The organism is Nostoc sp. T09, from assembly GCF_002154695.1.
Lineage (GTDB): Bacteria > Cyanobacteriota > Cyanobacteriia > Cyanobacteriales > Nostocaceae > Aulosira.
In genome coordinates this window covers 1-22,044 of sequence record NZ_MTAV01000050.1, presented here as the reverse complement: position 1 = coordinate 22,044, position 22,044 = coordinate 1, and the positions used below count along the sequence as shown (strand labels likewise).

Genomic DNA, 22,044 nt, shown 5'->3' with positions numbered 1-22,044 from the left:
TCATCTATTACTAACGTAATTGCACGACCATCTAATTGTTTTTTCAAGTTATTTAATCTTATGAGTTTTAATTTATCTACTGACCAATCTGAATTTGCTAAAAAATAGTGTAATGATTGTGCCGAATTTATACTTACTTCCTTCGCTATCTCTGGTAACGATTTTCTTTTTATCGTTGATATTATCCCTAGGTGTAAATATTTGAAGCACTCATAATTCCTTACTTCTTGAAATAGCTCTTTATACTCTGCACAATATTCATCTATGATCGCAACTGTTGGGTGCGGATCTCTTGCCAAATGTTTCAGGATTTGTAATTCTACATCCATTGCTCTACTTACCTTCCAGAGCTTTTTCTTTTATTCCTTTTATTCAGAATACTCGGAAAGTGACAGAAGAGGGGTAGGTATTCCTGGGGCTGGCAAAGGTTTGCTTGTCAGTAATGCTTTGCGACGAATTAAACAATTGCATCCGCAGACTACTATTTTTTACATTGACCCCAAGAACGACCCAAAGGAAACTGGTTATTTCTCTGGTTGTGTAGATGTCCTCAAACGGGCTTCTACTCCATCGATGACTCCTGTTGAAATTGTCAGTTGGTTCCAAAATTGCATAAAAGAATTTAATGCACTAAGGGGCGACAAGTTATTAGCTTTTGATGAGGGTACACAAATTGGCAGTCAATTTAAAATTGCTAAACAACTTGATTGGCTCAAGGGCAAATTGACCAGTTATACTTCTTGCGGTGACTCTGCGGGGATTAGAGTTTGGATTTTAGCCCAGAATCCACATACTGAGGATTGAGGTATTAGCGGCGGATTGCGATCGCAGTTTACTCCTCTGGCGATTGTTTCTGCTGTGAATATTGCCGCTTACAGTGCGATGATTTCCACTGGCTTCATCCCCAGTTCTCAGAAAATCAGTGATGCCAAACTTCAGGAGTTCATTGCTCCTTCACCTGTAAACCGAGCGGTTTATCACGTAGGAGAAACTACCTCACCGAAATAACAGGGCTGAAGCCGCTCAAGCGGATAAGTCTGCCAAAACAGGTGCAGCACAATAAGTTAACTGCCACCATGCAGGAGCAGCCATTCATTGAATGACTTCGCCATCGGATAGCAGCCACCAAAGTCAACGCTGTTCAGCCAAGGGTGGCTATCGTGTCCGTTAACCACTACTCATGTAATGACTGATAATCAATGCGGCGCAAGCCCCTAAACTCTATTAATACTGCCTAGTGTTTAACTAAAAAGTTTTAACTTCAGCAAGTTTGCGCTTGATGATATCGAAAGCATTTATGAAGAATATGAGCGATCGCGTGAATTCTCACTCACCTTCAACTCGCACCCAATCACTTTTATTTATCAGTTATAAAAAAAAGAATATTTGATTCTATCGTTGGGAAAGCGTAAATTAAGAGTCATGAAGTCAAACACAAATTGAATTACCCAAATAGGTGCAACATGAATCCCACTAAAGCAATGCAAACTGCTGAGATGCTAGCCAATTTAAAAAGCCTGGCAGCTACGGAAAGAGAAATCGTTGTCTCAAGAGGTAGTCGTCAGATGTTGAGATCACCTCTTGAGATTGAGTAAATATGCAACAGTCTTATTAAACGATTGACTAGTAATCGAAATCGCCACCTAAGCCGCCACCAGGTGCTGTGGGAGCAGTTTCCTTCGGTTCTGGCTTGTCAACTACAATAGCTTCGGTAGTCAACACCATACCTGCAATTGAGGCAGCATTTTGTACGGCTGAACGAGTTACCTTAGCAGGATCGACAATCCCGGCTGCAAATAAATCTACGAATTCGCCAGTGGTTGCATCGTAACCAACGTTGAATTCTTTCTCTTTGACTCGTTCTGCAATTACTGCACCGTTTTGACCAGCGTTTTCAGCAATCCTCTTGAGAGGTGCAGACAGTGCGCGAGATACAATCAATGCACCTGTTAATTCTTCATTCACTAGGTTAGACTTTGCCCATTCTTCCAAGCCAGGTGCTAGATGTGCCAGTGTTGTACCACCACCAGGAACGATACCCTCTTCTACAGCAGCTTTAGTAGCGTTGATGGCATCTTCCAGACGTAGCTTGCGGTCTTTGAGTTCGGTTTCTGTAGCAGCACCCACCTTTACCACTGCAACCCCGCCTGCTAACTTCGCTAAACGTTCTTGCAGTTTCTCTTTGTCGTAGGAGGACTCGGTTTCTTCGATTTGGCGGCGGATTTGCTCTACCCGTGCTTTTACAGCTTGCTCGTTACCTTCAGCAACGAGGGTGGTGCTATCTTTGGTGATGGTGATGCGGCGTGCTTTACCGAGTTGGTCAAGTTTAGTAGCATCTAGTCTCAGACCAGCGTCTTCGGTAATCAACTGTCCGCCTGTAAGGATGGCAATGTCTTCTAGGATAGCTTTGCGGCGATCGCCAAATCCAGGTGCTTTGACAGCGGCTACATTCAGCACGCCACGCAGGCGGTTAACTACCAAGGTTGCCAAAGCTTCTTTTTCAATATCTTCGGCAATAATTACCAAAGGACGACCAGCACGCGCTACTTGCTCAAGTACGGGTACGAGGTCTTGCACCAAAGCAATTTTCTTATCAGTTAACAGCAGGAAAGGCTCATCGAATACCGCTTCCAATCGCTCGGCATCGGTGGCAAAATAGGGAGAAATATAACCCTTGTCGAAGTTCAAACCTTCTGTAACTTCTAGTTCGGTGGTGACTGACTTACCTTCTTCTAGGGATATTACTCCTTCCCGGCCAACCTTATCTAATGCTTCTGCAATTAAAGCACCCACGACTTCATCGTTACCGGCAGAGATAGCAGCAACTTGGGCGATCGCTTTAGAATCTTCCACAGGGCGTGCGTGTTCTTTAATTTTTTCCACGAGAAAGCCTGTGGCTTTATCGATACCGCGTTTGAGTTCGATGGCGTTTGCACCAGCAGCTACGTTCCGCAATCCTTCTTTGACAATGGCGTGAGCCAAAACAGTTGCAGTTGTAGTACCGTCTCCGGCAGCATCATTAGTTTTAGAAGCAGCTTGACGAATTAGAGATACGCCTGTGTTTTCAACGTGATCTTCTAGTTCAATTTCTTTAGCGATGGTGACTCCATCATTAACAATTTGCGGCGCGCCAAACTTCTTTTCTAAAACAACGTTACGACCTTTAGGGCCAAGGGTAACTGCTACTGCTTCAGCGAGAATGTCAATTCCTTTTTCCAGAGCACGACGAGCATTTTCGTTGTAAATGATGCGTTTTGCCATAATGATGTGAGTTTCTCTAAATATTGTGTAAGTTCATCAATTGCGAATTTGAGTCTTTACTGCTCATTCGCATTTTGAGTTGTGGAGTAAAAATGATTAATAAGTAAGTCGGTAGAAATAAACCAAACTATGTTGAGACACGCAAATAGGCTTGAAACCTTTACCAATGACGCCACTTGCTTTAAGCCGGGGAACCCGTCCAACGCAGTGGCTCACAAATGACTAAGGACAAATGACAGCCTTTGCCACTAATCTTTAATTGCGCTGACCTACTTAACTAATGGCAATCAACTATGAAACAATTGCCAAGATGTCTTTTTCAGACAAGAGAACATAATCTTCTGTACCCAACTTAATGTCGGTACCTGAATACTTGGAGAACAGAACCTTATTGCCAACGGCAACATCTATAGTTTGAATAGTGCCGTTATCGTTGCGTTTACCAGGGCCAACTGCAACAATTTCACCCACCTGTGGCTTTTCTTTAGCGCTATCAGGCAGAAGAATACCGCCCGCTGTTTTCTCTTCAGATTCACTAACTTTGATGAAAACGCGATCGCCCAAAGGCTTAACAGTAGATACGCTTAATGCTATAGCTGCCATACAAAATTCTCCAAACTAACTTTTTGAAGGTGAACAAATGGGTGTAATCAAGTTATGAACTGATAGAAAGAATGTTTGCTCAATCGGACAGGTCTAATTGAGAGGACAATTAATCATGCCTATTGTTTCTCAAACCAAACAGTAGACATGAAAGGTTTTTTCATCAAACCAATCCAACGAATAGTGAGCAAAATCAGAAATTGCTAGTCGTGGAGATAAACTACAGTAAGTCTATCGAGTTACTGTATTTAGCTGATATTAAGTATCATGTCATAAGGTTTTAAAAAAAGCAAGCAGTCCAGAGCCGCTGAATGTAGAGCCTTACAATCCCAGAATGCTTGCTGTATGGTACGAAGAGAACCGCAAGCTATATATGATTGTGAAACAATAAATTTTGAGATTCAATCAAAAAATAGGAAAAAGCCTGAAATAATAGATAATTAAAGGTTTAATGGAATGATTTTCAAACTTTCCGCGTTAATTTTGTAGCTATGTCTTTCTGGCTGATTATGCCATCAGCCTTTCTCAAATCTCAGTTACGATACGATAGCTTTCGCCAAGGTTGTATCAATTGCGTTATCCCAATTTGGCTGTTGTTTAATCAGTCCCAGACGAGTAAGTAATTGCGACTGATTGATCAGTTCTTGGCGATACTCATCATTTGGAGGTTCAAATATGAGGTTTCGACGGCCTAAAGTTAACGCGGCCGCCTGTGGTGATAACTTATTTTCTTTGACCAAAATATCTACTGCTGCTTGACGGTTATCTTTTGCCCAAGAGATCGCTTGTTTATAGGCTTGCAAAAACTTTTGTATAGTCTCTGAATTCTTTTCTATATAATCTGTTCGCCCAAACAAAGCCACATAATTTAACTGATAACCTTCTCCATCAACTAAGGGTACTACTTCTTTCGCAACTTCTGCACTGGCATAAAAAGGGTCCCACGTTCCCCAAACATCAATCGCACCTGATAATAATGCAGATCTGCCTGCATCATTCTCAATTTGTACCCACTCTATATCAGTATCTTTGAGTCCTGCACGTTCTAATACTCTGATTGCAAAATAGTAACTTTTCCCCGATGGATTACCAAGTTTTTTCCCTTTTAAATCAGCAATTTTTTTGATTGGTGAATTAGGCAGAACTAACAACGCATGGGTTTTAGGACTACGTTCAACTAAAGCAATTATCTTAATAGGTATACCAGCAGCAATTGCGGCTACTGGTGTTCCACCCAAACCTAAATCTATAGCGCTAGCAGATAGCGCTTCTGTCACTGGTTTGAGTGATAGCATCCGCCGAAATTCAACAGTAGTTGATTTTCCTGCTAAGGCTTTCTCCAATAGCTTTTGTTCTCTTAGTGCATATACAGCAACGTATGGTGGCTGAAAACCTAAACGCAGTTTGGCGGAACTCGTCTCATTGTTAGCTGCTATAGGAATAGCACTAGATGTATTGGATGGAGAATTAGCCAATTTACTACAAGCAGCTAAAGCGGCTGCTGATATACCCAAACCCAGCAAATCACGGCGTTTTAGCCTCATATTATCATTCTCCTCAATGATTGAAACGGGAATAGAGAACAGGGAAATATCCGAATTTTAATTAAAGAGGTTTGTAAAATGTTTAAAAGCCTAATATCTGGGTTCTAAAATAATATTAAACAAGTGCTTCTATTTAGTAAAAGTCATTATATATTCTGCATAAAAAGCCAATATATTACGCGAACTAAATTATCTATGCCTTAGTTCAAATAGCAGTTTTATGAAATAAGATGGTAGTTAAATTATTTTTAATTCAACTACCATAAGCGAGTAGATTTAATGGTATTAGAGAATTATAATTGCATATATATCAGTCAAAGGCAAGATGTTTCTATCAGCAATTATCGTTTAATACTTATAAATAAAATACACAAATTTTTTAATAATTATTTATTAATTAAGATTAAATATAAAATTATTTTTGCAATTTCAATCATATAATGTAAACTTAAAATGCTGATTTATTAGCAATAAGATTACTAGCATCTATAAGCATAATCAAAGTAACATTTCTACAGGAACTCATAACCTTAAATCTGCCTGTTTCATCAGAGGTAGGATGCGATCGCCAAAAAATTCCAAGTCTGGTTTAAAGTCATAGAAGCTCAACTGCAAGCCATCAATACCAGCCTCTTTCAACTGCACAAACTGCTCGACTACCTGCTCAGGTGTACCGATGACCTCGATGTTCCCACCGATAGCTCGACGCTTTGGTGCATCTTTACCGACGCGACCTTTCCAAGCGTGTGCATCGCTGTCGAATCTGCTAAAGCCTAGAGGTGCGGCTGGGTCAGCATGAGCGACTATCGCATCATGATATTCCCAAGTTTCGCGCTCAGTTTCGCGGCTAATTACCATCGGGTTGAGGAGTGTCCGTACTTCGCGGCCAATATCGCGTGCAGCCTGTTTGACTCTTTTTGTATGTGCCGGTAGCGCTGCGATCGCGCTTTTGAAATCTGAACCTGCTGGGCTAGTGATAAACACAATATCAGAATAACGTGCAGCAAAGGAAATACCTGCATCTGAGCCTGTAGCGTTGACTAGCACCGGACGGCCATATTTGGGCTTAGGTGTGACGTAAGCACCATTGAGTTTCCACGAAGACTTACCCTCAAATGAGAAGTTCTCATTATCACCCCATAGACGTTGTAGCACTTCGATAAACTCAGCTGCAAGTTCATAACGATGGTCATGCTCAATACGATTCCAACCAAACATTTCGTGTTCAACGGCGCGGTGTCCAGTCACGACGTTAATACCCCAGCGACCCCCTGATATATGGTCGAGTGTTGCGCTGTACTTAGCTAAGTGCAAGGGATGAATCGGCCCGTACAAAACATGGATTGTGGAGATGAGCATAATCTTCTGTGTGACGCTAGTGAGTGCAGCTGTAGTCACAAAAGAGTCCAGTGCTTGACCGTTGAACACGCCACCATAGCCACCTTTAGGTAGCCACTGTGATAGTGCAAATACTAAATCAAAGCCCAGCGCCTCGGTTTTTAGCACCAGATCCTTGTTGTATTCAAAGCTCCAATCGGTAGTGCGTGGTAGTGTAGAAGCACTCCAACCGCCTGCTTGGATAGGCAGAAATAACCCTAATAATACAGGCTGTTGCAATGCTTGGGAGAGGGGGCTTTCAGGGAAATCTGTCGGAGCCAAAAAGCGATCGCATCCGACAATTGAACCAGGGTAATGGCTAAGAATCATCGCTCAAATTGGGTAGATAACTAATTTATTGGCTCTGCACCGATCGCACTTAACGCGGCTTTGGCAATGGCAATATCCTGCTCAACAGTACCACCACCAACACCAATGGCTCCTACATACACGCCACCAAAGCGGATAGGTAAACCTCCACCGAGATTTGTTAACAAGTTACCAGAAGCTAGGGGTAAAGCCACAGCCAGATGGTCTGCAAAGTTTCCTGTAGGGCGACGAGTCGAAGCTGCTGTTTGCGCTTTGCGTTTGCTAGTTTCCACACTGTGAGGTGGTGCGCCATCACCATGTGCAAAGGCTACCAAAGTTAAAAGCGAGTTGTAAACAGCAATCGATACGTTAGCTCCTAGATTTTGGCTTTCCTTTAAACCTGCCTTGACTGCTGCTAGTGCAGTATCAGCTGTAATTAATTCAACAGTTCTCGTAGATGTAGATGTCTGTACCATAATTTATTATTCCATTGCAAAAAAAGCGGATTGATATATACTTCCAAACCATTGATGTCTCAGGCTTTCTTAATTTTGAATTGATATTATCTTCCAACTGCAACAGCTTGGCGTTCTCGTTTTGCTACCTCTGCACGTACTAGCGGAATGACTTCTCGCCCATAATCAATGGCATCTTGTAGCGGATCGAAGCCCCGAATTAACAGCGTAGTTACACCTGCGTCATAGTAATCAACTAAAGCTTCTGCAACTTGTTCTGGTGTTCCCACTAATGCCGTTGTGTTACCAGCGGCACCAGTAGCAGATGCGATCGGTGTCCACAAACGCTTATCGTAGATTTCGCTTTTAGCGGCGAAATCTAGTAACCGTTGCGATCCTACAGCCTGTGGTCTAGCTGGAGGAGCGACTTTCACACCTGCGCGTTGTTCTTGAATCCGCCCTAAAATATTTCTGGCTCTTTCCCAAGCCTGTTCTTCTGTCACACCCAGGATAGGACGCAGAGATACACTAAAGCGGATAGAGCGACCAGGAGGTAAAGCTGCACGAACTTGGGCAATCCGTTCTTTAACTGCGGCAATTGGCTCACCCCACAAAGCATAGACATTACTATGCTTGGCTCCTACTTCTACGGCTGGGCCAGATGCGCCGCCAAAGTAAAGGGGAATATGAGGCTTTTGCAGCGGCTTGATCGCAGAGAAAGCATCTTTAACGCGGTAAAATTCTCCCTCGTAATCAAAGGGTGTATCGCTTGTCCAGATACGGCGGACAATTTCGAGATACTCATCGGTACGACGATAACGGTTGTCATGGTCAAGCCAGTCGCCATCTCGTTGCTGGTCAGCATCACTACCACCAGTGATAATATGTACCGCAATCCGACCATTAGTGAAATGATCTAGGGTCGCTGCTTTGCGTGCTGCTAAAGTTGGTGCTACAAAACCTGGGCGATGAGCAATCAAAAAACCTAAGCGTTCTGTAAATGCAGCTGCATGGGTAGCAACGGTAAAACCATCAGGACTACTAGAGCTATAGCCAATTAATACTTTATCAAAATCCCCTTTTTCATGAGCTTGGGCAAACTCACGCACATAAGCGGGGTCAATAATGTCATCTGCTAGACTCCCCGGTACAGTGTTTAACTCCGAAGCAGGTTTGGTGCGGATTAACCCGATAAACTCTACTGGCACGATAAATTCTCCTGAAAATGGTTGTAATTAGGTATGGGAAAATATTTTTCCAGTCCCTAATTTTCATAGGACTGACGCAAAAAACCTCTCAAATTCTCAAACTCTGTGTACTCTGTGTCCTCTGCGGTTTGATTTTCCGTGACCTGTACGTAAGTCATATTTCAATCGCTATTAATCCAATAAATCTGGTTGATCGCGGGTAATCTCATCCCACAAATATTGGAATGCACGCCAACCTGCTTCATGAGTTCCATTGCGTTTTTGAATACTGAGGGCGAGGTCGTGTTCAATGGGAATTGGTTTACCTACGGATTCTGCTAGCAACTGGGATTTAGTTGCATCTTCTAAACGGATGAACCACCAAGCTGCCTCGTCTACACTGTGTCCTACTGTTAATAATCCATGATTGCGGAGGATTGCCGCTTTTTTATTGCCTAATCCTTCCGCAATGCGTTTTCCTTCACTGGTATCTAACACAATGCCTTTGTAATCATCAAATAAAGCATGATCTTGGTAGAAAACAGCAGAATCTTGGGTAATCGGATCGATTAACCGACCTAGTGAAGACCAAGTTTTGCCGTAGAAGGAATGAGCATGAGCCGCCGCCACTACATCTGGACGGGCTTCGTGAATTTGAGAGTGAATAGCATAGGCTGCTTGATTGAGTGCGCCATCACCTTGAACAACTTCACCTTGAGCATTCACCAAGATTAAGTCAGAAACGCGCACGCGACTGAAATGAATGCCAAAAGGATTAACCCAAAAATGATCGGTGAGTTCCGGATCGCGGGCTGTGATGTGTCCTCCTAGTCCTTGGGCAAAACCTAAGCGGGCAAAAATACGCAAAGCTGCTGCTAACCGTTCTTTGCGATGACGACGCTCTGCTTCTGTGGAGGTAAAGGTTGGTGGTTTAACAAGAGTACCATTGCGGACGATGGAAGTTTGCACCATGATTCTCGACTCCTATCGACAAACCCTAAATTATTGATGAGACACAAGCGGAGGAAGCAGAGGTGGAAAACTAACAGTCAGACTCCTCTACCTCTATGCTTCTTTTTTCTCTTTTACTCGCCACCATACAAAACTTGTGTGGTAAGCCAGTATCACATAGGCTTACTAAAATCTTCCGGCTCATTACTATTTACCCGAAGTTAGGTTTTAAACTATCTAGCACAGCAACTCTTTGAACTAGGTTAGTAATATTTTTTATTAAACTACGGTAAATCAGTCGAGCTACTGTATTTTATGCAATATGAACCTACCACAGTTCATCTCAAGAAGCAAGCTTGAGAATATCACCCCTTGTTTTTTATCGCCATATATGCAATTCTCATATTTATAAAATACGGTTCATCGGTCGATTTACCGTATTTTTGGTTTGAGAAATTAAAAATTAACTTCCAAACGCCGATTGCCAAGGTTCTGAACAGCTATGTCTGAGCCTACAGATGGGAGTAAGATTTCCAAGCAACTAGGCTCACCATTTTCTCAAACCCTAGCTAATTATGAGCCAAAGACTATCCCACAGTTGCAGAAAATGTGTGGATGACAACAAATTTTAGATAGCGCAACACATTATTCAATTTTACGAACAGACAAGGAACAGACGCGAGATTATAACTGATAAATTCGCGTTACAAAAATTCAAGATTGGCAGATTAATCGGCTCTCTTCCACATCAGTGAATAACTCACACACAGGGGCAAAATATGACTGCTACTATTACTCGTCCGGCTTGGACAATTGAATTTGAAAATGAAACCATTGATCGGTTAATTGATAAATACGCTCCCGATATTCCGAAAAAGCGCTTGCAAGAGCCAAAAGCGATCGCCACAGCAGAGGAACTAGAGAATTTCTACCATTTTCGCGTTGGTGGTGCAGCCCATGACCTATTTATTGTGCAAGTTGTCGCCAACCTTATTGATAAAATTCCCGATCCGGAATTGCAGTTATTTTTAAGTCGCCAATTGGGTGATGATGGCGCACATGCAGAAAATACTCGTCGCCGTGTAGAAGCGTTATTTGGTCGCGATCCCATTGACGATATCCAAAAGCAGGTGCAAAAGCATTGGGATTTTATGGGAGATATACCCCGACGTGGCTGGTTAGGCTTTTTAGCTTTCGAGCTGCACTATGAACATCATATTGTTGCCATTGGCTCATTAAATCGCCGTTTATCACGGTTGTACGATCCAGAATCTTCAAGCTTTGCAACAGCGAGAATTATCCCAGACGAAACATTCCACCGTGCAGGAGTTGCAGAGTGGTGGTTACGTAAATTTGATCAAGCTTCTGCAACGGAAAAATCTGAATTAGCTGCACAAGTAATAGAAGCAGACGAGGAAGTACAACGCCGTCGCAATCCCTATTTAAAAGAACATGAAAAAATTAGCCGTCGGGCGCTGGGTATTGAAGTTGAGGGAACAGGCGTAATTTACGATACTTGGCGACAAGAAGTATTGTCTTACTTCTTAGATATTCCAGTTTCTCAGTTACCCAAACTCGTAAGCATTGACGATTAGGACGCAATCTAAAATATCTTAAGGAACCTATTATGACTGCAACTTTAACTCGAAGCTGGAGTGTAGAGTTTGAAAAAGAAAACCTGGAAAAACTCTTTAGCCAGCACGCGCCACACATACCATTAACTCGCAAACATCCCAGCCGTTCGCCAATTACAGAAGCAGAAAAAGAGCATTTCTATCAATATTGGGCTGCTACTGGTGGCCACGATTTGTCTATTGTGCAAGCTGCAAGTAAGGCAATCTTATTGATTCCTGACCCAGATTTGCATTTAATTTTGAGTAGACAAATTGGTGATGACGGTGCACATGCGATCGCTTTTCGGGAAAGAATAATTGCTTTGACTGGACGCGATCCGATTGACGATATCCGTAAAGAAGCCGAACGCCATTGGGAATTTCTCGAAGATGTACCTTATCGTAACTGGCTAGGATTTATTGCTTGGGAACTGCACTACGAACATCATATTTTGCCCCAAGTTTGGTTTAACAAACTGACATCAACAATTGGTGATGCTGTATTAGCGCAACAAAGTAGCGAACGATTTAGCGATGATGAAGCAATTCATCGCGTGACAATTGCTAATTGGTGGCGCAAAAAATTTGAGCAAGCTTCGCCTAATGAACGAACTGAACTTGCAGCACAATTATTAGAATTAGATGAAGAAATTCAAAAGCGACGTGCTGCTTACATCAAACAACGCTGGCAAGATGCAGAAAATTTTAATGGTTCTAATAGCCAAGGTATCGAACCAATATATGATGCTTGGCGAAAAGAAGTACTTTCCTACTTGCTAGATATTCCTCATCCTCAACTTACTTCTATCACTCAGTAATACCAATTCACGAAATTACTGATACAAATCACTTCCTCTGCTAGGCAAAGGGATATATATGTTCAATAAACGGCTAAATCGGTTTTTAGAGTGGATAAATCTAAGGGGTTTGTTTAAGTTTTTTAAGCGACCTGGAATTGGCTCATTTGCATTGTTATTTGTAGTGGGTTTAGGCTTGAGTTTAGCGATCTCATCCTGCGCCCCCAGTAATTCAGCTAATGCACCTACAGAAAAACCCCAAGCTAGCAAGTTAACTGTGTTGAAAATGGGGCATCAAAAAGGTATGGCGCTGCTGAATATCCTCAAAGCCCAAGGTAGCCTAGAGAAGCGCTTACAACCTCAAGGTATTTCTGTAACCTGGAATGAATTTTCCTCAACTGCACCTCTGCTGGAAGGAATGGGTGTAGGTGCGATCGTTTTTGGTGGTGGCGGCGGTACGGGAAGCGTCTTTGCTCAAGCTAGTGACAAGCCTTTCGTGCGAGTGGCTGCAAGTACGAGTAGTACTAGGAGTTCAGCAATCCTGGTGTTGGAGAATTCACCTATCAAGACTCTTGCTGACTTAAAAGGTAAGAAAGTTGCTTTTGCTAAAGGCTCAAGTTCGCAATACATAATTGTACGGGCTTTAGAGAAAGTAGGTTTGAAATATACAGATATTCAACCTGTCTATTTAACTCCAGCCGAAGCTTTACCAGCCTTTGAACGTGGTGATTTCGACGCATGGGTAATCTGGGACCCCTATACTGCGGAAGCGGAACGTAAGCTGCGTACTCGTCTGTTGGCAGATAATACTACAATATTTGGTGAAAAAGCTCCTGTAGAAAGCCCTGCATTTTATTATGCTGCGCCAGATTTTGTTCGCGATCGTCCAGACATTGTGAAAATAATTTTACAAGAATTGGAAAAAGCAGGTAGCTGGTCTAAAAACAACTACAAAGATTCAGCTAAATTACTTTCCAAACTCTACAAAGTTGACTTAGCAACAATGGAAATTGTAGAGGAGCGTGGAGGCGATCGCAAGGTATTACCTGTGACTGATGAAGTTCTCACAGGCTTACAAAACATGGCAGATACCTTCTACGAACTCAAAGTTATTCCCAAGAAAATCGACGTCAAAGATAAAAACTACAACTGGGTTCCTGACCAGAAGTGGTAATACCATTTCTCTATGAAGATGCATATATCAGCCTGCCAAGGCAGGCTTTCTATAAGGGTTCATGTCTGCGTCAATAAGTACTGAGTAGTTTTTAATTTACTCAGCACTTATGACTTAGAACTCAGTTTGATGACAGCGCTGGTTGTACTTCCTTAGACTCAGCTTTTTGCTTGAAGACGCTGGGTACTTCTGCACTGAACACCTCACCGTGAACTACTTCTGAACGGGAACCATCAACCCCTACGGGAACATCCCCTGTGATAGTAGTGCGATAAAGGAGACGTTCAACATCTAAATGATCCAAATCTTGAGGAGCCAAATGCACGGTGGCGCGGTTGTCCCAGAAGGCAATATCACCGTTGTTCCAACGGAAGCGGGTGGTATAAGCAGGTTTGGTGACTTGGTTAAAGAACAACTCTAGCAACAATCTGCTCTCTTCTGGTGACACATCAACAATGCGCGAGACAAAGCCAGGGTTGACGAATAAAGCACGTTCACCAGTTTCCGGATGAACTCTGACGACTGGGTGAATAGAAACTAGAGGATTGACAGCAATGCGATCGTCAAATTTGTTGTTGCGGGGTTGATAACCGCCTCCATTGAAGCGATGTTCCGCTTTCAATGTATCTGCTAACGCTCGTAGAGGTGCTGAGAGTCCTTCATAAGCGGCAACAAGATTACTCCACTGGGTATCACCACCAAAACTGGGGACATTAACGGCACGTAAAACTGAGGCGGCGGGTGGGTTAATTGCCGCAGTTACATCTGTGTGCCAAGGGCCGCCAGTGCGAAAACCATACTGGCGCTCATAGAGTTTACGATCTACTGGTTTGATCTGAGGAAATCCCGGAACTGGTTCAGGCTCTCCCAAAGGATGGGCGAAAGTCACTTCGCCAAAACGAGATGTGAACTCGACCTGGGCAGCATGATCGATGTTCTGGCCACGAAAGAACAAGACTTTCCACTTTAATAGCGCTTTGCGAATTTCTTGGACTTGATCCTCAGAAAGAGGACGGGAAAGGTCTACACCGCCGATTTCCGCACCGATGAAACCAGCTACCTGTTTAACTTCTATATGTTTGTAGCCCATTAAGATTCTCCAGAGTTTGATCTGTCGGGAGGTATTCACACTCGCCTATTTCCTTAGGAATTTTGCCGATACCCAATATCTAATAGCAATATTCCAATGCTGGGAGCATAACTGAAACTATCATACAGTATTCCGATAGATTTAACGTAGTATGCAGTTGCTAAATACTAATTTCCTACGTTTTCACAGATCAATCATCTTCTATAGCGATCGCATATCAATATGCAAAAGTCTTGGCTCAGACAGATCGGCAATGCCTACGGTGGTAAACTACGTGATTATTATCTTATTATTAGTTAATCTAATTATTAGAATACCATAATTAAATTTGCCTCATGAAAATTTGGCATAGACAATTCGGGGAAAGCATCAGTAATATCACGTACCAGTATTTACCCGCTTTACGCTGGCGTAACTTTCGCCTGTTTTTCGGGGGACAGTTACTATCAATGTCTGGAACATTTATGACCCAGCAGTTAACTATTCCTTGGCTGGTATACGATTTGACTAAATCGCCTTGGTTGTTGGGAGTTGCAGGGTTTGTACAATTTTTACCTACCTTATTACTGATTCCTTTTTCGGGCATATTATCCGATCGCTGGAGTCGTCGTGACTTGTTAATGGTGGTGCAGATATTGGGAATTAGCGTTTCCCTGGCTTTAACGATTCTCACCTTTACCAATTGGATTACCTTTCCTATCCTCTTGGTACTGAGCGCTTTCAATGGTTTGCTCAAGGGATTAGATATGCCCGTGCGCCATACAATCGTCACCGAAACCGTAGACGATCGCGCAGATTGGAGTAATGCGATCGCCTTGAATTCAGTAATGTTAAGTTCCTCTCTTGTCGTGGGGCCTGCTATGGGCGGGATTTTGATTGCTACACTAGGGGTAAAATATTGTTTTCTTTACGATACCCTCAGCTATATTCCTGCCATATTTACCTTGCTAGCGATGCGGCTGCCAGCCAGACAGATGCAACCCCTTACGGGCATTAGCGATACTTTGGAGAAATTGCGGGAGGGCTTTGAATATGTCTCGAAATTCCAGCCTATTAGAGTAATTTTATTAATGCTAGCGTTACATGGTTTCGTCGGGATGTCTCATGTCGCGCTCATGCCTGTTTTTGCAGCAAAGATTCTCAATGGAAACGCAACAACGATGGCTCACCTCAGCACTTCAGCACCGATTGGCTCGTTGTTTGCTTGTTTGTATCTAAGTGTCAGACGAGGGATTGTAGGCTTAGAGCGTTTGATTGTAGTCGCTCAAGTTTTGATTGGGATGAGTTTGATATTCTTTTCACTCTCGCGTCAAGTTTGGCTATCTATAATTATTCTGGTATTTATAGGCTGCTTTTCTATCCTCAACATTACCAGTAGTAATATGATTATTCAAACCCTAGTTACTGAGGATAAACGCGGACGGGTAATGAGTTTTTACGCCCTAGCAATGGTGGGTACAATGCCCTTTGGGAATTTGTTAGCTGGGACTTTGGCAGATAATTTTGGTGCGACTAATGCCTTGATTGTTTGTGGTAGTCTGATTATTTTAGGTGCGCTCTGGTTCTCTGCACAATTGCCAGCAGTAAGCCGTTGGATTGCTCGCTAAACAAGCCGCTTTTGTTTGGAGAAGTGGAATTAAGGGAAACGAATCTTGGAAGTTGGTAAAAATATTAATACACCTCACAATAAATCTCGGAACCCTTAAATTCACTCAGGAGCAGAAAGACGAAAACAAGGCTTTTTCTAGAGCTATATCGTTAGTACAAGAGATAAATATTATAATATCATTCTTTAGCTAGATAATACTTTATCTCATGCGATTTAATGTAGTTTAAGTGAATCTGAATAATTTTAAGAAAAATTAGTAAAGCTTTTAAAACTTTTTAAGTATAAACTTTCCATATTTTCACCTGAGGGCGAAATATTTCTAAGTCAGAGGATTTTTTCTGCTTTGATAAAAACTTCGATGCCAGCAGAGCTTGAAGAATTACAGCAACCCTGAACTGGGCAATTTTGGCGCAGCCAGGTAAATCTTAAAAATGGCAACAACTGATTTATTGTAGATGCTTGGGATACTGCTGGTAACACCAAGGAGAAAATATCAGAACAATTTGGATTTTCAAGGGATACATAACCATCAAATTGAGGTTGATAGCCCGGAATAAATTAAGCAAATTAAAAATATTTCACAGTAAACCCTATCTAAGTTAAAAGAACCTATGAGCCAATCAAATAGTTCAAAAAAAAATAATTCAACTCCCGCTAACAACGCCACAGCAGCAGAATCTCATAAGACAAAACAAGCGGCAGCAAAGATTACAAACGAGTATAGCCAGGAAATGGCACCTGAAAAAATCGTTGTAGACGAGCCACCACCTAAACCAGACTATCCTCGTTACCGAGTCCACCCTGGACAGCCCATCACCTTGGCTAATATCGATCCCAATACCTGCGAGGACTACAATAAAAAGAAGCACGTTGAAGAAGAACTGGAAAAACAGCGTCAACGGCTGCAAAATTTGCAAGAACGGTTATATGCTCAACGCCAACGCAGTTTACTAATCGTGCTGCAAGCGATGGACACCGGGGGTAAAGATGGTACTATCAAACATGTATTCGGTGGTCTCAACCCACAAGGCTGTCAAGTTTGGTCATTCAAAAAGCCCAGCGATGAAGAATTAAGCCATGATTTTCTTTGGCGCTACCACCAAAGGACACCACAACGAGGGATGATTAGCATCTTCAATCGCTCTCATTATGAAGATGTGTTAATTGTGCGAGTCAAACAGTTAGTACCAGAGGATATTTGGCGCGATCGCTATCAGTTGATCAATGAGTTTGAGCACATGCTGACACTCAACAACATTGCAGTTATCAAATTTTTTCTTCACATTTCTAAAGACGAACAAAAACGGCGCTTGGAAAGTCGGTTAGAAGATCCAAATAAACATTGGAAGTTTTCTAGCAACGATTTAAAAGAGCGAGTGCTGTGGAATGACTACCAAGCGGCATTTGAAGACATGATTAACAATTGCTCGACTGCTCATGCGCCCTGGTATGTCGTACCTGCAAACAATAAGTGGTATCGTAATTTGGTAGTAGCTCGAACGATCGCAGACACTCTAGAGGCAATCAATCCACAATTTCCACCAGCAGAACAGGGTTTAGAAAATATTGTGGTTCCAGATTAAAGTAATTTATATACTCCAGAGCCTCGATTGTTGGGTTAGGCTATGCCTGCAATTAACTGTTTAAGCCTATAATCCCCACAATTCTATTGCAGGGAGTATGTCAAATAGACTTGGCAGAAGAAAGTTGCGCCTATACCTGATAGCTGATTTTGTCATCCCAAGGGGCAGGTTTGCTAACTTGCTCCCATATAGGACTATACAAGGCTTCATGTAGTTCGCGTGCTAGTACCACCAAACCTGCATAACCTGCATAAGCATGGTGACGTTCATGGTTAATGTCTAAAAAAGGAATTCCCGTTTTGAGTGCTGTATATTTATTGCCAGCCCCAGTAATCAACACATTAGCTTTTGTTTGGTGCAATACCTTTAATAATGCCTGGGGAGTTGTGTCAGACAAAAGCATTGCATCTGCACCAAGATATTGTTTAATTTTAGCTTTCTCCTCTTCTGTTGTTTTGCCATCCGTAGCTGCAATAACTTCCATTCCCAAATTTTGGGCTGCTAAAATCAGTGACCAACTTTTCACACCACCAGTAGAAAGAACAATCCGCTTACCTTTTAAATCAGCAAGGTAAGGAGCTAAAGCAATATCTAGAGCAGCATTTTCTTGGGCAATTAACTTTTCTGTACGTTCTTGCAGTTCCCAGGCAATAACACTATCTGCCAAGGATATACTTAATTTGGTCGCAACATTTCGCAAGCAATCGTTTAAGTTGGTCGCACCATAGAAGGATTCTTCAATATAAGGAATTCCATAACGTTCCGCCATAGTTTGCGCCATTTGTATAGCTACATTTGAGCAAAGCACTACATTTAATTTGGCGCGATGAGCATAGCAAACTTCTTGATAACGAGCATCACCTGTAATTTTAGAAAGAACGCGAATCCCCATTTTTTGGAATAATGGTAAGATATTCCACGTTTCACCTGCAACATTATAATCACCAACAATATTAATATCGAATGGTGTAGTAAATTCAGGTTCGGCTGTACCAATGACAGCATTCAATAAAGTTTCATTACCGATGCGATTTCCTAAATTTTTACTACCAAGAAATCCAGGCGCATTTACATAAATAACCGGAAGATTAATTTTTTGTGCGGCTAGTTTACAAACACTATCAATATCATCACCAATCAAAGCAGACACACAAGTAGCGTAAACGAAAATAGCGGCAGGATGATAGCGTTGAGCAACATCTACAATTGCTTTGTACAGTTTCTTTTCTCCACCAAAAACGATATTGCCCTCACTAAAGTCAGTAGTAAAAGCAGTTTGGTATAATTGAGAGCCTGAGGAGAGGCTACCATGAGTTGCCCAAGGATTATGAGTACAAGAAACAGCACCATGTACTAAATGAACAGCATCAGTAATAGCTCCGACAGAAACCATTGCTCCATCAAAAGGGCAATTTCCTTGGGTTGAACCGGGTTGTGGTGGTTTTGTGCAAGTGAGTTTTTTCTTACCAGTAAGTTGTTTATGGCTAGATTTGCAAGCTGTTTCGCTAAGGGGTTTGTTAATTATTACTTGAGTGTTTTTCATGCTTTTCCTCCTGCTGAAGATGAATACAAAACAGCCAAAAATGAGGAGTTGAGAGTATTATTCTCTCTCTATCTCCTATTGTTCTTACTTACCAATTTCGCTTTTTAGTCTCCACTCATCTTTATAGATTGTGGTAGAGGAAGTTTATGAGGATTGATTGCTGAAAGATTCCAAAAAATAGCAGATGCACTAGTAATTTCAGATAAAACAAGTAACTCCTCTGATGCATCCTGTATTTTCACAAAGGCCTGTTATGGCAGTTCTTAATTGCATGAGGTACATCTTCGCCTCTAGCCCCTCACCGCAACGAGATGTAACTCACTCAGACGATAAACACTATAATTCTTTTAGTTGTTAGCCTGTCTAAATATTAGCATAACTAATATTTTTGGAATCAAGTATTATTTTGATATTTTTACGGTATATAGGATTAGATAATTAAATATGATAATTTAGACAACATCTAGTTTCTATGTACCTTATCTTTTGTTTTATCATCCAAGCAAGGAATTCATTTTCTAATAATAGTTTTGTATGTATTTTATTTAACTTAAAAATAAATTCATATATAGGTAATTATAGCCTGATTTATTTAAATACTCTAAATCTATAGATAAAAGTGCTTATATTAAAAATTTTTCTTAAAATTTTAAAATTATACACTATTTTAACTCCAATATTCAGATGCAATCATAGTTGGATTATCGGCGGCGATCGCTTTGCATATCCCAGAGATTTTACTAAAAATATCTTCTTCCCAAACATTTCCTGATTCCTTGTTCCATATTTCTCATTTAATGTAATTCTTAATATTATAACCATTAACTCCGGTAAATTGATTGATATATAGTAGTTTATAGGCTAGCCTTTGCAAAGCAATACTCATAGCTATGCAATACTCTAGGCAAATCTATATTAAGCATCCCAACAAAAGGTAGAGCAGACAGTATGACCAAATATGTAAATCTTGGCAAAACTGGACTCAAAGTATCCCGTATTACACTAGGTACAATGACTTATGGCTCGCGTAAATTGCGCGAATGGGTATTAGAAGAAGAAGAAAGTCGTCCATTTATCAAACTGGCTTTAGAATTGGGGATTAACTTCTTTGATACCGCCGATGTCTATTCCTTGGGTGCTAGTGAAGAAATTGTCGGGCGAGCGCTGAAAGACTTTGCTCAACGAGATCAGGTTGTGATTGCTACTAAAGTACATGGTAAAGTCGGCGATGGGCCGAATGACCGAGGATTATCTCGCAAACATATTTTTGATAGCATTGATGCTTCTTTGCGGCGGCTACAGACCGATTATGTAGACTTGTACCAAATTCACCGTTGGGATTATGAAACACCAATTGAAGAAACTCTAGAAGCACTGCATGATATTGTCAAAGCAGGTAAAGTTCGTTATTTAGGAATTTCTAGCGTTTTTGCATGGCAGTTAGCCAAAGCTCTTTATACCGCAGACATCCACGGCTGGACTCGTTTTGTCTCCATTCAAAATCACTACAATCTAGTCTATAGGGAAGAAGAAAGAGAAGTGATACCCTTAGCCCTAGATCAAGGGATTGGTATTATTCCTTGGAGTCCCTTGGCGAGGGGATTTTTAGCAGGAAATCGCAGTAAGGCAGATTATGGGCAAACACTACGGGCAAAAACGGACGAATTTGCTCACAATCTTTACTATCAAGATTCAGATTTTAAAGTAGTAGATCGCGTAGTGGAATTAGCTACAAAACGAGGTGTTAAACCCACACAAATTGCCCTAGCTTGGCTATTGCATCAACCAGGTGTAACATCTCCCATCATTGGCGCTAGTAAGATAGAACATCTAAAAGAGGCTGTCGAGGCTGTTGATTTAGAGCTTTCTGATGAAGAGCGCAAATTCTTAGAAGAACCTTACACACCTCATCCCATCTTAGGGCATCAGTACCCTTTGGGAAATCGTCCGTAGAGGAAGCAGAGGAAGAAACTGACAAGATCCTCTATCTGTCTTATTCCTCTGATCGTCACTAGGAAAAGGGCGATCGCAGATTTTAATGAGCAAGTATTTTGCTCAAAAATGGGTCAAGTATCCACCATCAACAGCTAAAACCTGACCTGTAACATAAGACGCGGCGCTGGAAGCGAAAAAAACCACAGCGCCGGCGATTTCTTGGGGATCTCCCCAACGTCCAAGGGAGGTGCGTTTTTTCAGCCAATCAGCAATTTCTGGATCGGCAGCTAAATCTGCGTTGGTTTCTGTAGTAAAACAGCCTGGTGCTACGCCATTAACAGTAATGCCAAAGCTGCCCAATTCAGCAGCTAGCGTTCGAGTTAGAGCTTCCAACCCTCCCTTGGCGGTAGTATAAACTGAGTCACCTGCATCTGCAAGCGGCCCAGCTATCGAAGTAATATTGATAATTCTGCCTTCTCCTTGTTCTATCATCAGCCTTGCAGCTTTGCGGCTCAAATTAAAAGGCGCAATCAAATTGGTTTCGATTAGCTGACGCACTGCATTCAGTTCAAATTCAAATAACTGACGGCGATCGCGCATTCCTACATTATCCCTCTTCTGTCACTTTCCGAGGATTCTGAATAAAAGGATTTAAAGAAAAAACTCTGGAAGGTAAGTAGGGCAATGGATGTAGAATTACAAATCCTCAAACATTTGGCAAGAGATCCTCACCCAACAGTTGCCATCATAGATGAATATTGTGCAGAGTATAAAGACCTGTTTAAAGAAGTAAGAAATTATGAGTGCTTGAAATATTTACATATGGGGATAATATCAACGATAAAAAGAAAATTATTACCAGAGATAGCGAAGGTAGTGAGTATAAATTCGGCGCAATCATTACACCATTTCTTAGCAAATTCAGATTGGTCAGTAGATAAATTCAAAAAAAGAAGATTAAATAACTTGAAAAAACAATTAGATGGTCGTGCAATTACGTTAGTAATAGATGA

18 protein-coding genes and 2 pseudogenes are annotated in these 22,044 nt (G+C 41.6%); 9 read left to right on the top strand and 11 right to left on the bottom strand.

What is annotated here, in order from left to right; translation table 11 throughout:
- Positions 1-329 (bottom strand): annotated as a pseudogene (locus BV372_RS12500) (IS701 family transposase); the annotation flags it as partial.
- 100 nt (positions 330-429) lie between these two features.
- On the opposite strand from BV372_RS12500, the gene BV372_RS12495 reads away from it, so the two are divergent.
- Entirely contained in the window at positions 430-804 is a 375-nt protein-coding gene (locus BV372_RS12495; RefSeq protein ID WP_143845083.1) for a hypothetical protein, read from the top strand.
- 15 nt (positions 805-819) lie between these two features.
- Positions 820-1,008, top strand: a complete 189-nt coding sequence (locus BV372_RS35170; RefSeq protein WP_143845080.1) for a hypothetical protein — start codon at positions 820-822, stop codon at positions 1,006-1,008.
- A 615-nt stretch (positions 1,009-1,623) separates the two neighbouring features.
- Here BV372_RS35170 and groL read toward each other — a convergent pair.
- The 7 genes from groL to BV372_RS12460 all read right to left on the bottom strand — a co-directional run bounded on the left by groL (position 1,624) and on the right by BV372_RS12460 (position 9,708).
- Complete coding sequence (gene groL, locus BV372_RS12490) at positions 1,624-3,261, bottom strand: chaperonin GroEL (RefSeq protein WP_086686826.1); 1,638 nt, start codon at positions 3,259-3,261, stop codon at positions 1,624-1,626.
- A gap of 291 nt (positions 3,262-3,552) precedes the next feature.
- Positions 3,553-3,864, bottom strand: coding sequence for a co-chaperone GroES (gene groES / locus BV372_RS12485; protein ID WP_086686825.1), 312 nt, complete (start codon positions 3,862-3,864; stop codon positions 3,553-3,555).
- Between the two features lie 536 nt (positions 3,865-4,400).
- On the bottom strand, positions 4,401-5,408 hold the full coding sequence (locus tag BV372_RS12480; protein WP_086686824.1) for an aliphatic sulfonate ABC transporter substrate-binding protein: 1,008 nt from the start codon (positions 5,406-5,408) through the stop codon (positions 4,401-4,403).
- A 522-nt stretch (positions 5,409-5,930) separates the two neighbouring features.
- Positions 5,931-7,115 carry an LLM class flavin-dependent oxidoreductase gene (locus tag BV372_RS12475; protein ID WP_086686823.1) on the bottom strand — a complete coding sequence of 395 codons (1,185 nt, stop codon included), beginning with the start codon at positions 7,113-7,115 and terminating at the stop codon, positions 5,931-5,933.
- A gap of 20 nt (positions 7,116-7,135) precedes the next feature.
- Entirely contained in the window at positions 7,136-7,570 is a 435-nt protein-coding gene (locus BV372_RS12470) for a heme-binding protein (RefSeq protein WP_086686822.1), read from the bottom strand.
- An 86-nt stretch (positions 7,571-7,656) separates the two neighbouring features.
- Positions 7,657-8,757 (bottom strand): LLM class flavin-dependent oxidoreductase, encoded by a 1,101-nt coding sequence (locus tag BV372_RS12465; RefSeq protein ID WP_086686821.1) that lies wholly within the window; start codon positions 8,755-8,757, stop codon positions 7,657-7,659.
- A gap of 171 nt (positions 8,758-8,928) precedes the next feature.
- Entirely contained in the window at positions 8,929-9,708 is a 780-nt protein-coding gene (locus tag BV372_RS12460; protein ID WP_086686820.1) for a class II aldolase/adducin family protein, read from the bottom strand.
- Between the two features lie 758 nt (positions 9,709-10,466).
- Between BV372_RS12460 and BV372_RS12455 the strand changes: the two genes are divergently transcribed.
- From BV372_RS12455 to BV372_RS12445, 3 genes are read left to right on the top strand one after another with little or no spacing between them, the layout of a single operon-like run.
- Positions 10,467-11,282, top strand: coding sequence for a hypothetical protein (locus BV372_RS12455; RefSeq protein WP_086686819.1), 816 nt, complete (start codon positions 10,467-10,469; stop codon positions 11,280-11,282).
- 32 nt (positions 11,283-11,314) lie between these two features.
- Positions 11,315-12,118 carry a hypothetical protein gene (locus tag BV372_RS12450; RefSeq protein WP_086686818.1) on the top strand — a complete coding sequence of 268 codons (804 nt, stop codon included), beginning with the start codon at positions 11,315-11,317 and terminating at the stop codon, positions 12,116-12,118.
- A gap of 58 nt (positions 12,119-12,176) precedes the next feature.
- A complete protein-coding gene (locus BV372_RS12445) occupies positions 12,177-13,271 on the top strand; it encodes an aliphatic sulfonate ABC transporter substrate-binding protein (RefSeq protein ID WP_086686817.1) in 1,095 nt (364 codons plus the stop codon).
- 121 nt (positions 13,272-13,392) lie between these two features.
- On the opposite strand, the gene BV372_RS12440 is transcribed toward BV372_RS12445, so the two are convergent.
- Positions 13,393-14,361, bottom strand: coding sequence for a TauD/TfdA family dioxygenase (locus tag BV372_RS12440; protein WP_086686816.1), 969 nt, complete (start codon positions 14,359-14,361; stop codon positions 13,393-13,395).
- A 335-nt stretch (positions 14,362-14,696) separates the two neighbouring features.
- Between BV372_RS12440 and BV372_RS12435 the strand changes: the two genes are divergently transcribed.
- A complete protein-coding gene (locus BV372_RS12435; protein ID WP_086686815.1) occupies positions 14,697-15,968 on the top strand; it encodes an MFS transporter in 1,272 nt (423 codons plus the stop codon).
- Positions 15,969-16,581: 613 nt separating this feature from the next.
- Positions 16,582-17,553, top strand: coding sequence for a polyphosphate kinase 2 family protein (locus BV372_RS12425; RefSeq protein WP_086686813.1), 972 nt, complete (start codon positions 16,582-16,584; stop codon positions 17,551-17,553).
- A gap of 130 nt (positions 17,554-17,683) precedes the next feature.
- Here BV372_RS12425 and nifE read toward each other — a convergent pair whose 3' ends face one another.
- Positions 17,684-19,096, bottom strand: a complete 1,413-nt coding sequence (nifE, locus tag BV372_RS12420; RefSeq protein WP_086686812.1) for a nitrogenase iron-molybdenum cofactor biosynthesis protein NifE — start codon at positions 19,094-19,096, stop codon at positions 17,684-17,686.
- A 948-nt stretch (positions 19,097-20,044) separates the two neighbouring features.
- Between nifE and BV372_RS12415 the strand changes: the two genes are divergently transcribed.
- A complete protein-coding gene (locus tag BV372_RS12415; RefSeq protein ID WP_086686811.1) occupies positions 20,045-21,049 on the top strand; it encodes an aldo/keto reductase in 1,005 nt (334 codons plus the stop codon).
- Positions 21,050-21,151: 102 nt separating this feature from the next.
- Here BV372_RS12415 and BV372_RS12410 read toward each other — a convergent pair whose 3' ends face one another.
- Positions 21,152-21,631, bottom strand: coding sequence for an SDR family oxidoreductase (locus tag BV372_RS12410; protein ID WP_086686810.1), 480 nt, complete (start codon positions 21,629-21,631; stop codon positions 21,152-21,154).
- Positions 21,632-21,715: 84 nt separating this feature from the next.
- On the opposite strand from BV372_RS12410, the pseudogene BV372_RS12405 reads away from it, so the two are divergent.
- Positions 21,716-22,044: pseudogene (locus BV372_RS12405) on the top strand (IS701 family transposase); the annotation flags it as partial.

Bases quoted from the DNA above. Each gene is read 5' to 3' on its own strand.
- BV372_RS12470 (WP_086686822.1), bottom strand. From the start codon at position 7,570: ATGGTACAGACATCTACATCTACGAGAACTGTTGAATTAATTACAGCT.
- BV372_RS12480 (WP_086686824.1), bottom strand. From the start codon at position 5,408: ATGAGGCTAAAACGCCGTGATTTGCTGGGTTTGGGTATATCAGCAGCC.
- BV372_RS12440 (WP_086686816.1), bottom strand. From the start codon at position 14,361: ATGGGCTACAAACATATAGAAGTTAAACAGGTAGCTGGTTTCATCGGT.
- BV372_RS12460 (WP_086686820.1), bottom strand. From the start codon at position 9,708: ATGGTGCAAACTTCCATCGTCCGCAATGGTACTCTTGTTAAACCACCA.
- BV372_RS12435 (WP_086686815.1), top strand. From the start codon at position 14,697: ATGAAAATTTGGCATAGACAATTCGGGGAAAGCATCAGTAATATCACG.
- BV372_RS12445 (WP_086686817.1), top strand. From the start codon at position 12,177: ATGTTCAATAAACGGCTAAATCGGTTTTTAGAGTGGATAAATCTAAGG.
- BV372_RS12475 (WP_086686823.1), bottom strand. From the start codon at position 7,115: ATGATTCTTAGCCATTACCCTGGTTCAATTGTCGGATGCGATCGCTTT.
- groES (WP_086686825.1), bottom strand. From the start codon at position 3,864: ATGGCAGCTATAGCATTAAGCGTATCTACTGTTAAGCCTTTGGGCGAT.
- groL (WP_086686826.1), bottom strand. From the start codon at position 3,261: ATGGCAAAACGCATCATTTACAACGAAAATGCTCGTCGTGCTCTGGAA.
- BV372_RS12455 (WP_086686819.1), top strand. From the start codon at position 10,467: ATGACTGCTACTATTACTCGTCCGGCTTGGACAATTGAATTTGAAAAT.
- BV372_RS12410 (WP_086686810.1), bottom strand. From the start codon at position 21,631: ATGCGCGATCGCCGTCAGTTATTTGAATTTGAACTGAATGCAGTGCGT.
- nifE (WP_086686812.1), bottom strand. From the start codon at position 19,096: ATGAAAAACACTCAAGTAATAATTAACAAACCCCTTAGCGAAACAGCT.
- BV372_RS12425 (WP_086686813.1), top strand. From the start codon at position 16,582: ATGAGCCAATCAAATAGTTCAAAAAAAAATAATTCAACTCCCGCTAAC.
- BV372_RS12415 (WP_086686811.1), top strand. From the start codon at position 20,045: ATGACCAAATATGTAAATCTTGGCAAAACTGGACTCAAAGTATCCCGT.
- BV372_RS12450 (WP_086686818.1), top strand. From the start codon at position 11,315: ATGACTGCAACTTTAACTCGAAGCTGGAGTGTAGAGTTTGAAAAAGAA.